Origin of the sequence: Vibrio sinensis (assembly GCF_003605645.1) — a bacterium.
GTDB classification, from domain to species: domain Bacteria; phylum Pseudomonadota; class Gammaproteobacteria; order Enterobacterales; family Vibrionaceae; genus Vibrio; species Vibrio sinensis.
Genome location: NZ_QVMU01000004.1, coordinates 1 through 14,232, shown reverse-complemented (window position 1 = coordinate 14,232; position 14,232 = coordinate 1). Strand labels below are relative to the sequence as shown.

Sequence of the window (14,232 nt, the reverse complement as noted above, 5' to 3'; positions counted from 1 at the left end):
TTTAAGCACCTTTTTTAGCTACCTTTTCGCTTATAAGGGTGATAAAATATTGATGTATATCAAATAGTGAAAGGTTGTTATGATTTCTGAAAAGCCTACGACAAAGCGCATTCAATCAGGTGGTTGCGCAATACACTGTCAAGACTGCAGCATTAGCCAACTTTGTATTCCATTTACGCTAAATGAGTCTGAACTGGATCAACTCGACCAGATCATTGAGCGTAAAAAGCCGATTCAAAAAGGCCAAGAGCTTTTCAAAGCTGGGGATGATCTTAAATCCCTTTATGCGATTCGTTCAGGAACGATCAAAAGCTATACTATCACTGAGCAAGGTGATGAACAGATTACAGCGTTTCATTTAGCAGGTGATTTAGTTGGCTTTGATGCGATTACCGGTGATAGTCACCCAAGTTTTGCTCAAGCACTTGAAACATCGATGGTTTGTGAAATTCCGTATGAAATTCTTGATGATTTATCGGGCAAAATGCCTAAACTTCGTCAACAAATTATGCGTTTGATGAGTAACGAAATCAAAGGCGATCAAGAGATGATCCTTCTATTGTCGAAAAAGAATGCTGAAGAGCGTTTAGCGGCATTCCTTTATAATCTCTCGACTCGTTTTTCACAACGTGGCTTCAGCCCTCGTGAATTTCGTTTAACGATGACTCGTGGTGATATCGGTAACTATCTAGGTCTTACCGTTGAAACGATTAGCCGTCTTCTTGGTCGTTTTCAAAAATCTGAAATACTCAGTGTTAAAGGCAAATACATCACGATCCTTGATCATGATGCTTTAATGTCTCTTGCTGGAGTATCTAAAGAATCTTAGTAACATCAATGATGTAGCTCAAAAATGAGCTACATCATAATTCTTAACCCCCATCGTATTTTTTCCTAATAATCTTCCTAGAACTACGCTAAAGTGTTTATACGATTCTCCTCAAAGCTAAGGAGTTTATATGAGTATCTACAACAAGATTTTAGTTGTTGCGAATATCAACAACGATGAGCAACCTGCTCTTGCAAGAGCAATGCAGCTTGCTGCAAAAAGCCGTTCAAGAAGCCAAGTGAAATTCTTTTTGTCTATCTATGATTTCTCTTATGATATGACATCAATGCTATCTATTGATGAGCGTGACGCAATGCGTCGTGGTGTTATTCACCAACGTGAACAATGGATGCAGAAAGTTGCAGCTCCTTATATTAATGACAATATTGATTTTGAAGTGCATGTTGTTTGGCACAATCGCCCTTATGAAGCGATTATCGCCGAAGTGTTCGCCGGAGAGCATGACATCGTCATTAAAGGTACCCGTAAACATGATGTGTTAGAATCTGTTATTTTCACCCCAACAGATTGGCACTTATTACGTAAATGCCCTAGCCCAGTTTTACTCGTAAAAAATTCAGATTGGCCTGAGAATGCCAGTATCATTGCTTCAGTCCATGTGGGTTCAGAAAATGATACACATTTAGGGCTAAACGATAGCATGGTTGAGCAACTTAAGAGTCTCACTGATCGTTTAGGCGCAAAACCTTATTTAGTAAATGCCTACCCTGTTACTCCAGCTAATATCACGATTGAACTGCCAGAGTTTGACCCTGCAACCTACACTGATGCTGTTAGAGGACACCATTTAACTGCGATGAAAGCACTGCGTCAAAAGCATGGTTATGACGAAGATCAAACCGTAGTTGAGCAAGGTTTACCAGAAGATATTATTCCTGAAGCGGCAAAAGAATTGAACGCTGCAATGGTGATCATTGGTACAACTGGACGCACTGGTTTATCAGCAGTATTTATTGGTAATACTGCAGAGCATGTTATCGATAAAATTAACTGTGACATCCTCGCACTTAAGCCTCAGGGCTACATTAGTCCACTAGACCCTAAAACTGCGATCTAATAAACGGATTACATCTAGAATCTATCCCCTTATGATTTTCCTTGTGAATCTGATAAGGGGACTTTTTTATCCTCGAACCCATCATCTTTACTTCTGGTTTATTCGCGAACCTAGAGACTCATACGCTTGCCTATCCCGTCCATATTCTTCTATCACAAGAGTTTTTACTGTCCTAAAATAACAACCAGCATCAAAATTGTCTCTGATTCAGCAAAAGAGATCTTGGCTTCATTTGGATTCTGACTCTAACTATGTATAATCTGCGGTCTTTCAATCAACTGCGAATGTTGGTTTAGTAAAAAAACGTTGAAGCTGATGGTTGAGCGAATTGAACTTAAGCTTGGCAAAAGAGTCATAGGCAAACTCTTAATTGTTACACTGTAATTAAGAGCGAGTTTATGATGAGTAAAGCAAAGACACGTAAAGATGTTTACTACCACAAATGATACCGAGAGCTATATAAATATAGTATCGATAATTCAAAGGGTTGAAGCAAATATTAAAATTAAAACCGGGTCATCAATGAACAGGAACGGTTTATCCAAAGATTAATCGCAAACGCGCTTGAGATACCAAACTTAAAACAAAATTTAGAACCCTTAACAAAGTTAAGAACCGAGGACGAATAGAGAATGTCTATAGAGCTTTCTAACAACCAGCTAAAACTTCAAAAACGATTACGTGGACTGACAGGTAAAGCCGTCATTGATTTCAACATGATCGAAGAAGGCGATAAAGTCATGGCAGCGATCTCTGGAGGAAAAGATAGCTTTGTCATGCTGGATATTTTGCTTCACCTCAAGCGAGTCGCACCAATTAACTTTGAAGTGGTTGCAGTAAACTTAGACCAAAAACAACCAGGATTTCCTGAGCACGTACTTCCGGAATACCTTAAAGCATTGGGCGTTGATTACTACGTTATTGATAAAGACACCTACTCGATCGTAAAAGATAAGATTCCTGAGGGTAAAACCACCTGTTCTCTTTGTTCTCGCCTAAGAAGAGGTTCTCTTTACACATTTGCTGAAGAAATTAATGCGACAAAGATTGCGCTTGGGCATCACATGGACGACGCAGTTGAAACCTTGTTCATGAACATGTTCAATAATGGCAAACTAAAATCGATGCCACCTAAGTTACTGAGCGATGATGGACGTAACGTAGTTATTCGTCCACTAACGTACTGTAGAGAAAAAGACATTGCAAAGTATGCTGAGGCTTGTCAGTTCCCGATCATTCCTTGTAATTTGTGTGGTTCGCAAGAAAACCTTCAAAGAAAGGTTATCAAATCTATGCTGACAGAGTGGGACCACTCTAACCCTGGACGTATTGAGAGTATTTTTAATAGCATTAAGAATGTTAGTCCATCACAACTAGCCGATCCTGAAATATTCGATTTTAACAACTTACAGATTGATCGTACTGGTAATCGTGAGAAGTATGAATTTAAAGGTCCTGAGGTATCACACTCGAACTTGATTGAAATGTTCTACGAAGTGTAAATCTTCAACTGATAAAAAAAGAGTCGCTAGTGCGACTCTTTTTATGTGCCATTTTTATCTACTGTATGTCCCAGTCTGGGCGAACTTTATAAAGTAGATGGTTTGGGCTATTTATCAGCTTTTGGTAAATACGGAAGCACGCGAGAGGTTTCTGCAGGCAAACGCATTGTCCCGTCCACACCAATCTCATCCAATGTGATTTGTACTTTCCCATTTACAATCTTTTTCTCTGTCCCATTGCTAAATGAGACCGTGTCATTGAGTTGTTCAGGAAATTCTAAAGTCACACCCTCTACATCAGGCGTAAACCAACTTGCAAATGAACCGCCAAGATCTTCTAAAATGACTTGCATCTGAGGAAGAAGTACCGAAACTTCGTCGTAAGTGACCTCACCTTTAAATGGCTTCTTGCTCATCACAACCATTGAGAAGTCACAACGCTCGTCCATAGGCGTCTGTACAAAAACAAGTGGATTAGCTTGTTTAAGGTGACTATCTAATGGAACCAATAACTCTTTGTAAGGAGAGACGTCTAATTTTTCATAATGCTCTTCTTTCTCCATCCATGCTTTTTCTATATTACACAGTTGCTTTGTGTTCGCATTGAGAAAAAAGAAACCGACTTTCACATCATCATGTCCCTCATCTGCATTCTTTTTCATTTGGGAATAGAGCTTAGAATAAGTGAACATGTATTCTTGCGCTTGGATTGGCAAAGAAGCAGCACTAATCAGTGCTGCACTTAAGAAGGCAAACGTTTTTTTCATTGTTATCAATATCTTTAGTCAATGTTATGGACTTATTTCCAATAAGCTTCATTTTGCCTGATCATTTGTTGTAAGTCCTTGACGTATGCCTCACCACGTTCAGAGTATTTAGTTAACCCATTCGTTAATGAGATAGCTGCGGCATCGTCTTTTAAACTTTCGTGTTTTAAATGACGTTGATAACGGATCTCTCGAAGTTGGTAATACGCCGTGTTTCGGTTAACGTTCATAAAATAACGATGGATTGATTCTTGCACTGAGCTAAACTTCGCCACCTCATGACTTTTACCGCCACCTCGCTGCAAAGGCACAAGACCGCAACCTTTCTGGTAACACCACTGACCAAAAAAATTATTTCCTTGCGTAGCAAATCGAGATGTTCCCCACGCAGATTCATTAGCTGCTTGAATCAAGACTAAAGCCTCGGGCAATACGTCCACACGATGCAGCATTTTATCTAACCAACCTTCTGTGATACCAGAAGCCGGAACATTAACGTTATACAGTTTTCCAAGACGCTTAGCATAGCTCTTATCTTCTGCCGATAATTCACCGTTATCGAAACGCTGTTTCATCGTATCTAACCGACGACGTTCTTTTTCAATGCGTTGGTTTTCTAATGCAATCCCCGGTTTCAAATACTCAAAAAATGCGCGCTTTTTCTCAGTCACATTATTTATTTTTGCAAAATCAGGAGGACTTCCAATAGCAAAAGCTATCAGTTGCATACCTGATCCATCATCGCGTATATTGCCAATACCTAAACTACTGGATTGATTTTCATAACGATACAAACCAAACGCAGCAATAATAGTAACAAGAATAATGGCTATAATTTCATATTTACGCATCGAAAACCTGCGAGTCGCCATTGTTATTGTCGTCGTCTTTAGGACGCTCAGAAGCAACAATTTTCAATCTAATGCCAAACATATTTCTGTAAATGACCCCTTTCACGTGGAAGAAGAAAGGCAGTACAAATACTAGCCCGATACCATAGAACATAGCACCGACAACGAACATCAGCATAACTAAAATATAAATGCCAGATAATACGAATATTTTCTTATTAACTGCACGCAGTGATACTAAAAGTGACTGCATTGGTGGCATTTTCTTTTCACATATCAATAATATAGAGTTACTGAACGCCAGAGAAAGGTACATGGATAAAAACGGTAATATCGTTCCTGCTATACCTTGTAGTAATAAACTAAATAGAGTGGCGATAATTACAGGTACAGTAAATGCTAAACCTTTTGCGATGTGGCGCGGCTTAGTACTTAAACCTGCGGAATGGCTCATGGCCATTAAACAGATACCAGCATAGATAGGCGCACTGATCACCTCATAGCTAAAATTAGCCACGACTAATGCTTGGAAAATGCTTGGATCAAATGCACCAGGATCTGCAATTGCATCCCATAATACCGACGGATCCCCTAATTGGAACTTAAGCGCTAAATAAAAGATAGCTACCTGGACAATCATCAAAATGATGATTGCTGGGGAGAAAGAAATGAAGTTCTTAACCGTATGTCCCCATGCTTCTCTAAATACTTCCCCTGCTTTTAAATCATATTTACCCGAGATGGCCCTTTCGACGCTGCCACCTAAATTGATGTCTTTTTCAATATCATTATTCATTCGTGGATCCGATGCTCCTGTATTGGTTGATGGAGCTCTAACATGTTGATAACAAGTATAGTTGATTATACTGAAACGAAGTCGACACTAAAATGAGTTATTGGCCGAACACTTGCTTTATTAACTGTATGATTGATAATTAACCACTCGTGGTGCGCATTTTATCAACACTTTCAGTGATGGATTACGCTTAATGCATAAATTTTCTAAATCAAATATTTAGTTATTCATGCAAAACTTAACAGTATAAGTGCAGTATGGTAATGAGTATTTACTTTTACCTACAAATTTTTTTCTGTTTCAAGATAAGAAAAGGCTTTGATTTCACTCTATTGGTGATTATGATGCGCGCCTCTATTTTGTGTAACTACGGGCCATTAGATAATTAGAATGGATAATGGCCAATGTGGGAGAAAAACAGACGTTGAACGCTAAAAAAGCAGGACAACCAGTTATCCGTTTGACTGGTATTAGTAAAAGTTTCGATGGCAAGCAGATCATCGACAACCTTAGCCTTGATGTGAACCATGGTGAATTCCTAACGATCTTAGGTCCATCGGGTTGCGGTAAAACAACCGTATTGAGGATGATCGCAGGTTTTGAAGTTGCTGATGGCGGCGACATTATCCTGGATAATCAGAATGTAACACAGGTTCCTGCTGAACAAAGGCATGTAAACACGGTCTTCCAGAGTTACGCACTCTTTCCGCATATGACCGTCTTTGAAAATGTAGCATTTGGCCTGCGCATGCAAAAGGTAGCCTCAGCTGAGATCGAACCTCGCGTGATGGAAGCTTTACGTATGGTTCGCCTAGATAAAATGGCTCAACGTAAGCCTCACCAATTATCTGGCGGTCAACAACAACGTATCGCAATCGCGCGTGCCGTAGTGAACAAACCTAAAGTATTGTTACTTGATGAATCTCTTTCTGCATTGGATTACAAACTACGTAAACAAATGCAAATCGAGTTGAAGCAGTTGCAACGCCAACTTGGCATTACCTTTATTTTTGTTACGCACGACCAAGAAGAAGCACTGTCAATGTCTGATCGCATTATTGTGATGCGTGAAGGTGTTATTGAGCAAGACGGTTCTCCTCGTGAAATTTACGAAGAGCCAAAAAACCTATTTGTTGCTCGTTTTATTGGTGAAATCAACGTATTCGATACCACTATGATCGAACGTCTTGATGATAAACGTGTTCGTGCAACCCTTGAGGGTGTGGAATCGGTTATTTACTATGAAAACGAAGCACAACCTGGCGACAAACTCCAAGTTCTATTGCGCCCAGAAGATCTGAGAATCGAAGAGATTAAAGAATCGGAAAAAGAAGGCATTGTTGGTCACGTAGTTGAGCGTACCTATAAAGGTATGACTTTAGATTCAGTTATTGAACTAGAATCAGGCATGCGTGTAATGGTGAGTGAATTCTTTAACGAAGATGATCCTGACGTTGATCACTCTTTGGGTCAAAAAGTTGCGATCACTTGGGTGGAGAGCTGGGAGGTAGTACTAAATGATACGGCAGAAGCTTAATCTTCAGAACGCGATCATTGCTCTAATTGTTAGTTGGTTAACACTGTTTGTTTTAATTCCAAACTTAATGATTATCGGCACTAGTTTCCTGACGCGTGATGAAGCTAACTTAATCGAATTAACGTTTACATTTGACAACTATTTGCGTTTGCTCGATCCATTGTACGGAAAAGTGATGATGCACTCTTTCTACATGGCGATCATTGCAACGTTATTGTGCTTAGTCATTGGTTACCCTTTTGCGTATATCGTTGCGAAGATGCCTGAAAAATGGCGTCCGTTTATGTTGTTTCTTGTTATTGTCCCATTTTGGACCAACTCTCTAATCCGTACATACGGGCTTAAGATAGTGCTTGGTACACAAGGGATCTTAAACAAGTCGCTATTAGCGATGGACATCATTGATAAGCCTTTACGTATTATGTACACCGAAACGGCAGTTATGATCGGTTTGGTCTACATTTTGTTGCCATTTATGATTTTGCCCCTCTACTCTGCCATTGAGAAGTTGGACAACACATACATTGAAGCAGCTCGTGATCTGGGTGCGAATAAGTGGCAAACCCTAACTCGAGTTGTTTTACCTCTAACAATGCCGGGAATAATCGGTGGGTGTTTATTGGTATTGCTCCCTGCTTTAGGCATGTTCTATATCTCAGACCTATTAGGTGGTGCTAAAAACCTACTTATTGGTAACGTCATTAAGAGCCAAGTTCTTAACGCACGAGATTGGCCATTTGGTGCTGCAACCAGTATTGCGTTGACCATTGCGATGGCAATCATGCTTTACGCTTATTACCGAGCTGGTAAGTTATTGAATAGAAAAGTGGAGCTGGACTAGTGGGACGCACAGTTAGATTTAGCTTTATGGCGCTGGTATACGCATTTTTATACCTACCGATTGTTGTCTTGATCGTAAACTCATTTAACGCTAATAAATTTGGTATGAAATGGGGTGGATTTACCACGAAGTGGTATGAAACGTTAGTCAGCAACGACAGTTTAATGCAAGCGGCATGGCACTCATTAAATGTTGCGGTTTTTTCTGCAACAGCAGCTACAATTATTGGTAGCTTAGCAGCCGTCGCCCTATTCCGTTATTCATTTAAAGGTAAGGGAGCGGTAAATGGAATGCTGTTTGTTGTAATGATGTCACCTGACATTGTTATGGCAATTTCATTACTTGCACTATTCTTAGTATTAGGCGCACAGCTTGGTTTCTTTACCTTGCTGATTGCCCACATCACGTTCTGTCTGCCTTTCGTTGTCGTGACAGTATATAGCCGATTAAACGGTTTTGATGTGAAGATGCTAGAAGCAGCAAAAGATCTAGGTGCGAGCGAATGGGTGATTTTGAAACAAATCATCTTACCTTTAGCTAAACCAGCAGTTGCTGCAGGTTGGTTATTGAGTTTTACGCTATCACTGGATGATGTGATCATCAGTTCTTTTGTTACGGGGCCTACCTACGAGATTTTACCATTGAAGATTTATTCGATGGTTAAAGTGGGCATTTCCCCAGAAGTAAACGCACTGGCGACAGTGATGCTGATTGTTTCTTTACTGCTGGTCATTATTTCTCAGTTGCTTGCAAGAGAAAAAGTAAAGTAGAATCCGCGACTAAAAATTTCACGAAACAGAATGGCTAAGCTATTCTGTTTTTTTATAAAACGTCTATGGCACCCTCAACTAATGGGTAAAATGGACAACGTTTGGTTTGGAGCTAACGTCAATGAAAAAATGGGCTACTCTATTAGCTGGTAGTGCATGTGCGCTTTCTCTGTTCTCTGGTTCAGTGGCAGCGGACGAGAATAAAGAATTGGTATTTATGAACTGGGGGCCTTACATTAACAGTAATATCCTAGAGCAATTTACCAAAGAAACTGGTATCAAAGTTATTTACTCTACTTATGAGTCAAATGAAACTTTGTATGCAAAGCTAAAGACTCATAACCAAGGTTATGATCTCGTAGTACCATCTACCTACTTCGTAGCAAAAATGCGCGATGAAGGTATGTTGCAAAAGATTGATAAATCAAAGCTATCAAACTTTGACAACCTAGATAAAAACTATCTAGACAAACCATTTGACCCAAACAACGACTACTCTATCCCACACGTTGTTGCTATTACAGGTCTTGCGGTTAATACAGATATGTATGATCCAAATGACTTCCAAAGCTGGGCTGATTTATGGAATCCTGAGCTAGAAGGTCAAGTGATGCTAATGGATGATACTCGTGAAGTATTCCACATTGCACTACGTAAACTAGGTTACTCAGGTAACACTACTGATCCAAAACAGATCGATGAAGCTTATGCTGAGCTGCAAAAACTAATGCCAAACGTTTTAGTATTTAACTCAGATAACCCAGGTGCACCATACATGTCTGGTGAAGTTGGTGTTGGTATGCTTTGGAACGGTTCTGCTGCTGCTGCTCAAAAAGAAGGTCTACCTATCAAATTGGTATTCCCTAAAGAAGGCGGTATCGGCTGGGTTGATAACTTTGCAATTTCTTCTGGTGCGAAAAACGTAGAAGCGGCTCACAAGATGATCGACTTCCTACTACGCCCTGAAATCGCAGAGCAAATCTCTAACGATACTGGTTACTTAACTGCTGTTGCTGAATCTAATGCGAAGTTCAAAGACGTTGCACCTTTATTCCCTTCTCAAGAAGACCTTGACCGTGTTGAATGGCAAGATTCAGTAGGCGACTTGACTGTAAAATTTGAAGACTACTTCTTAAAATTGAAAGCTGGTCAGTAAATCGTCTTACTAATTGAAAATAGGCAGCATTCGCTGCCTATTTTTGTTTCTGGCTGATATAATCCGTCGCGCTACGCTCACCTAACCCGTGAGCAATGTCATACATGATGCTTTTCAACGAATATTGTCTGGAATAACAATATGTTGATTTAAGCAACCATAAAACGGAAATAAAATGAAAAGTAAAATCTATGCAAGCGCACTTTGCGCAGCTACGTTGTTTGCAAGCCCTGCAATGGCGGCTGATCAAGAACTGTATTTTTACAACTGGTCTGAATACATTCCAGCTGAAGTTCTTGAAGACTTTACGAAAGAAACTGGAATCAAAGTAATTTATTCTACTTATGAGTCAAACGAAAGCATGTACGCTAAGTTAAAAACTCAAGGTTCTGGTTACGATTTGGTAGTACCGTCTACCTATTTCGTTTCTAAAATGCGTAAAGAAGGCATGTTGCAACCTATCGATAAAAGCAAGCTATCACACTTTGCTGATCTCGATGCTAACTTCCTAAATAAACCTTTTGATCCAAACAATAACTACTCAATCCCTTATATTTGGGGAGCGACGGGTATTGGTATTAACTCTGCTATGCTAGATCCTTCAACCATTACTAAATGGGATGACTTCTGGGATAGTAAATGGGCAGGTCAATTAATGATGATGGATGATTCTCGTGAAGTATTCCATATCGCGTTGACTAAGTTAGGCTACTCGCCAAACACAACTAACCCAGAAGAGATCAAAGCAGCTTACGAAGAGCTAAAAAAACTCGTACCAAACGTATTAGTATTTAACTCGGACTTTCCTGCGAACCCATACTTAGCAGGTGAAGTATCACTTGGTATGCTTTGGAACGGTTCAGCTTACATGGCTCGTAAAGAAGGTGCTTCGATTGATATCGTATGGCCTGAAAAAGGCGCAATTTTCTGGATGGATAGCTTAGCAATCCCTAAAGAAGCAAAGAATGTTGACGCAGCTCATCAGATGATCGACTTCCTTCTACGCCCAGAAAACGCAGCAAAAATCGCATTGGAAATTGGTTACCCTACTCCAGTGAAAACGGCACATGATCTGTTGCCAAAAGATTTTGCTAACGACCCAAGTATCTTCCCACCACAAAGCGTGATGGATAGCGGTGTTTGGCAAGATGAAGTTGGTGAAGCAAGCGTACTATATGACGAATACTTCCAAAAATTAAAAGTTGGCAACTAATTTAAGTCCAACTCTTTAATTAACGAAAAAGCGGCTTTAGCCGCTTTTTTTGTACATTAAAAACCAGTTTACTCATTAAGATCGGTTCGCTTGTTAAAAATTATGTGCTTGTAGAACTAGGCACTCGCTTGGTTTTCATCACCAAGTAGTTCGGCAACCAAGTTTGGAACGATTACACTGGCTTTACCATAACGTTTCTCTTCAAATTCACTTTCAATCGCACTAGGTTCTAGATTGATCTCTATCGTATGCGCGCCGTGCATACGGGCATCATGAACGAAGCCAGCAGCTGGGAAAACGACACCTGAAGTACCAATTGAGATAAATAAATCTGCTTTCTCTAATGCTGCGTAAATCTCCCCCATTCGTAGAGGCATTTCTCCAAACCAAACAATGTGGGGACGGACTTGACTTGGAATTTGACAACAGTGACATAAGTCCCCGGTTTTAATCTCACCGAGCTCTTCAATCACTTGATTCGATTCACTACATCGTGCTTTTAGTAATTCACCATGCATATGGATAACATTCTCACTGCCACCACGTTCGTGTAAGTTGTCGATATTTTGCGTAATGATAGTCACACTCCCCTCTAGCTCTTTTTCTAAGCGACCAAGAGAGAGGTGTGCTGCGTTCGGTTTGATCTCAGGCTTCTGTAACTTTAAACGGCGTTGATTATAAAAGTCTTGGACTAAATCTGGATCTCGCTCAAAACCTTCAGGAGTCGCGACATCTTCAATACGATGATTCTCCCAGAGGCCATCTTGTGTTCGAAATGTTTGAATGCCTGACTCCGCAGATATCCCTGCGCCAGTAAGTACTACAATATTTCTATAGGGAAAATTCATAACCTAATCCTTGTTGTTCTTTTTCATTAGCTTAACACCGAATGAATAACAACAGTAGTAACATGGATTAGACCATAGTCGAAGTGAACTGAGACTTAGTGCAAATTTGAGAGGACACGCAATGAGATGGCTATCGCTTTCATTAATTACTTTACTGACCATCACCGGTTGCCAGTTAACTCATGTTGAGGGTGAAGTTGATGATGTTAAAATAAAAGTCAGCAGCAAAGATGATGACCATTCTGGTAAAGGCACTTTTTGCCCGCCAGGCCAAGCAAAAAAAGGAAATTGCTAAATGCGATTTTGTTATTGGCTAATTTAAAGGGAATAAGAAGATAAGAACTAAAACGAACAGTTCTTATCTTCTCAACCTAATTAGTCTTCACTCGTTGATGATATTTTGTGAATGGCAAGATCTGCGCCATTGAACTCATCCTCTTCAGACAAGCGTAAACCTGAAAAGAAATCTATGGCGCCATAAACAATAATGGCACCACAAACTGCAATGGTGATCCCCGCAAGTGTTCCCAACACTTGAACGACCACACTAACGCCACCTAAACCACCCAGTGCTGTTTGACCAAAAACCCCAGCAGCAATTCCACCCCATGCTCCGCATAAACCATGTAACGGCCAAACACCTAGAACGTCATCTATTCGCGTTTTGTTTTGCAGGTAAGTAAATACATGGACAAACAAGACTCCAGCAATTGCCCCTGTTACTAACGCTCCAATGGGATGCATCAGATCCGAACCTGCACATACTGCGACAAGCCCAGCTAATGGACCATTGTGAATAAATCCTGGATCATTCTTGCCTGCTATCATTGATGCGATAATGCCACCAACCATCGCCATCAGTGAATTCATTGCGACTAAGCCACTGATACCATCCAGCGTCTGAGCTGACATAACATTGAACCCGAACCAGCCGACACAAAGTATCCAAGCACCGAGGGCAAGAAAAGGAATATTTGATGGTGCAAAGTTCGTATGTTTACCCGCGCGGACTCGACCTTTTCGCATCCCTAGGAAGACTACTGCGACGAGAGCAATCCAGCCACCGACGCCATGTACAACAACGGAACCGGCAAAATCATGGAACCCATAACCAAAACGATGTTCAAACCATGCTTGCACACCAAAATTACCATTCCAGATTATTCCCTCAAATAAAGGGTAAACAAATCCAACGGTAAAAAATGTCGCGATCAAAATAGGATAGAAACGAGCACGTTCAGCAATTCCTCCGGACACAATAGCAGGAATAGCGGCAGCAAAGGTGAGTAAGAAAAAGAATTTTACCAACTCATATCCATTGCCCTGTGACAAGGTTTGTGCGTCGGCAAAGAAGTGTGCGTCATAGGCTAACCAATAACCTATAAAAAAATAAGCAATTGCAGAAACACCGAAATCAGCAAGAATCTTAACTAAGGCGTTGACTTGGTTTTTATGCCTTACAGTACCGACCTCAAGGAATGCAAAGCCCGCATGCATCAAAAAAACCATAATGGCACCTAACAATAAAAACAGTGTGTTAGAACTTTGGGTTAACGTTTGCACGACCCCATGTACGTCAGCGCTGGCTACGCTCATCTTGCTCTCTCCTTGAGTAAATTGCACTAATCCTGTGCTCAATCATCAATTGGTAATGACTTTGAATTTGTTACAACTGAGCAAGGTTTGTTCCAGTTTGGTGCAATAACGGCAAGTCATCGATAACAGACTGAAATTATTGAACTATTAATAAGAAAGATGATATGCGTTGAAAGTAATGACTAGTAGTGACATGACGATATTGCACACTGTTGGTGAGGCTGCACTAAATACATGCAAAAATATAATGCGCAGAAGTAGACTACTATGATATTCAATATAATAAAAACCCCAGTAAATACTTAATGCTGATCGTTTTAAATAATTGAACGATCCTGAGCAGGGTTCATAATCGGTCTCAACATAGTTGAGGCCGATTTTTTTATGTCTGAGTTTTCTAAAGAGTTACAGATTACCGCTGAGTTTTGCCAAGAACATCATCTCAATG

General features: G+C 40.3%; 14 protein-coding genes. 9 read left to right on the top strand and 5 right to left on the bottom strand.

The features are described from left to right. Positions 1-79: 79 nt before the first annotated feature. The 3 genes from fnr to ttcA all read left to right on the top strand — a co-directional run bounded on the left by fnr (position 80) and on the right by ttcA (position 3,409). Entirely contained in the window at positions 80-829 is a 750-nt protein-coding gene (gene fnr, locus DZ860_RS06435; RefSeq protein ID WP_120030113.1) for a fumarate/nitrate reduction transcriptional regulator Fnr, read from the top strand. A 130-nt stretch (positions 830-959) separates the two neighbouring features. Next, a complete protein-coding gene (gene uspE / locus DZ860_RS06430; RefSeq protein WP_120030112.1) occupies positions 960-1,907 on the top strand; it encodes a universal stress protein UspE in 948 nt (315 codons plus the stop codon). A gap of 632 nt (positions 1,908-2,539) precedes the next feature. After that, a complete protein-coding gene (ttcA, locus tag DZ860_RS06425; protein WP_120030111.1) occupies positions 2,540-3,409 on the top strand; it encodes a tRNA 2-thiocytidine(32) synthetase TtcA in 870 nt (289 codons plus the stop codon). Positions 3,410-3,516: 107 nt separating this feature from the next. Here ttcA and DZ860_RS06420 read toward each other — a convergent pair whose 3' ends face one another. Genes DZ860_RS06420 through DZ860_RS06410 form a run of 3 tightly spaced genes read right to left on the bottom strand, consistent with a single transcriptional unit; the run spans position 3,517 to position 5,823 of the window. Then, positions 3,517-4,176, bottom strand: a complete 660-nt coding sequence (locus DZ860_RS06420) for a DUF2987 domain-containing protein (protein WP_120030110.1) — start codon at positions 4,174-4,176, stop codon at positions 3,517-3,519. A 32-nt stretch (positions 4,177-4,208) separates the two neighbouring features. Continuing rightward, positions 4,209-5,027: a glucosaminidase domain-containing protein gene (locus DZ860_RS06415; RefSeq protein ID WP_120030109.1), complete on the bottom strand. Its 819-nt coding sequence runs from the start codon at positions 5,025-5,027 to the stop codon at positions 4,209-4,211. Beyond that, positions 5,020-5,823, bottom strand: coding sequence for a hypothetical protein (locus DZ860_RS06410; protein WP_120030108.1), 804 nt, complete (start codon positions 5,821-5,823; stop codon positions 5,020-5,022). Before DZ860_RS06410 ends, DZ860_RS06415 begins: the two co-directional genes overlap by 8 nt. A 406-nt stretch (positions 5,824-6,229) precedes the next feature. Here DZ860_RS06410 and potA point away from each other — a divergent pair, with 406 nt between their 5' ends. The 5 genes from potA to DZ860_RS06385 all read left to right on the top strand — a co-directional run bounded on the left by potA (position 6,230) and on the right by DZ860_RS06385 (position 11,340). Beyond that, positions 6,230-7,360, top strand: coding sequence for a spermidine/putrescine ABC transporter ATP-binding protein PotA (potA, locus tag DZ860_RS06405; protein ID WP_120030305.1), 1,131 nt, complete (start codon positions 6,230-6,232; stop codon positions 7,358-7,360). Further along, positions 7,341-8,201, top strand: coding sequence for a spermidine/putrescine ABC transporter permease PotB (potB, locus tag DZ860_RS06400; protein WP_120030107.1), 861 nt, complete (start codon positions 7,341-7,343; stop codon positions 8,199-8,201). The genes potA and potB overlap by 20 nt, the downstream gene beginning before the upstream one ends. Continuing rightward, positions 8,201-8,971 (top strand): spermidine/putrescine ABC transporter permease PotC, encoded by a 771-nt coding sequence (gene potC / locus DZ860_RS06395; protein ID WP_120030106.1) that lies wholly within the window; start codon positions 8,201-8,203, stop codon positions 8,969-8,971. Before potB ends, potC begins: the two co-directional genes overlap by 1 nt. A 121-nt stretch (positions 8,972-9,092) precedes the next feature. Next, positions 9,093-10,127 (top strand): extracellular solute-binding protein, encoded by a 1,035-nt coding sequence (locus tag DZ860_RS06390; RefSeq protein WP_120030105.1) that lies wholly within the window; start codon positions 9,093-9,095, stop codon positions 10,125-10,127. Positions 10,128-10,302: 175 nt separating this feature from the next. Beyond that, positions 10,303-11,340 carry an extracellular solute-binding protein gene (locus tag DZ860_RS06385; protein WP_120030104.1) on the top strand — a complete coding sequence of 346 codons (1,038 nt, stop codon included), beginning with the start codon at positions 10,303-10,305 and terminating at the stop codon, positions 11,338-11,340. A 116-nt stretch (positions 11,341-11,456) separates the two neighbouring features. Here DZ860_RS06385 and cobB read toward each other — a convergent pair whose 3' ends face one another. Beyond that, positions 11,457-12,188 carry a Sir2 family NAD+-dependent deacetylase gene (gene cobB, locus DZ860_RS06380; RefSeq protein ID WP_120030103.1) on the bottom strand — a complete coding sequence of 244 codons (732 nt, stop codon included), beginning with the start codon at positions 12,186-12,188 and terminating at the stop codon, positions 11,457-11,459. Between the two features lie 121 nt (positions 12,189-12,309). On the opposite strand from cobB, the gene DZ860_RS24385 reads away from it, so the two are divergent. Further along, complete coding sequence (locus tag DZ860_RS24385; protein WP_165862859.1) at positions 12,310-12,483, top strand: hypothetical protein; 174 nt, start codon at positions 12,310-12,312, stop codon at positions 12,481-12,483. 80 nt (positions 12,484-12,563) lie between these two features. Here DZ860_RS24385 and DZ860_RS06375 read toward each other — a convergent pair whose 3' ends face one another. Beyond that, entirely contained in the window at positions 12,564-13,784 is a 1,221-nt protein-coding gene (locus DZ860_RS06375) for an ammonium transporter (RefSeq protein ID WP_120030102.1), read from the bottom strand. Positions 13,785-14,232: the final 448 nt, after the last annotated feature.

Bases quoted from the DNA above. Each gene is read 5' to 3' on its own strand.
- fnr (WP_120030113.1), top strand. From the start codon at position 80: ATGATTTCTGAAAAGCCTACGACAAAGCGCATTCAATCAGGTGGTTGC.
- uspE (WP_120030112.1), top strand. From the start codon at position 960: ATGAGTATCTACAACAAGATTTTAGTTGTTGCGAATATCAACAACGAT.
- ttcA (WP_120030111.1), top strand. From the start codon at position 2,540: ATGTCTATAGAGCTTTCTAACAACCAGCTAAAACTTCAAAAACGATTA.
- DZ860_RS06420 (WP_120030110.1), bottom strand. From the start codon at position 4,176: ATGAAAAAAACGTTTGCCTTCTTAAGTGCAGCACTGATTAGTGCTGCT.
- DZ860_RS06415 (WP_120030109.1), bottom strand. From the start codon at position 5,027: ATGCGTAAATATGAAATTATAGCCATTATTCTTGTTACTATTATTGCT.
- DZ860_RS06410 (WP_120030108.1), bottom strand. From the start codon at position 5,823: ATGAATAATGATATTGAAAAAGACATCAATTTAGGTGGCAGCGTCGAA.
- potB (WP_120030107.1), top strand. From the start codon at position 7,341: ATGATACGGCAGAAGCTTAATCTTCAGAACGCGATCATTGCTCTAATT.
- DZ860_RS06390 (WP_120030105.1), top strand. From the start codon at position 9,093: ATGAAAAAATGGGCTACTCTATTAGCTGGTAGTGCATGTGCGCTTTCT.
- DZ860_RS06385 (WP_120030104.1), top strand. From the start codon at position 10,303: ATGAAAAGTAAAATCTATGCAAGCGCACTTTGCGCAGCTACGTTGTTT.
- cobB (WP_120030103.1), bottom strand. From the start codon at position 12,188: ATGAATTTTCCCTATAGAAATATTGTAGTACTTACTGGCGCAGGGATA.
- DZ860_RS24385 (WP_165862859.1), top strand. From the start codon at position 12,310: ATGAGATGGCTATCGCTTTCATTAATTACTTTACTGACCATCACCGGT.
- DZ860_RS06375 (WP_120030102.1), bottom strand. From the start codon at position 13,784: ATGAGCGTAGCCAGCGCTGACGTACATGGGGTCGTGCAAACGTTAACC.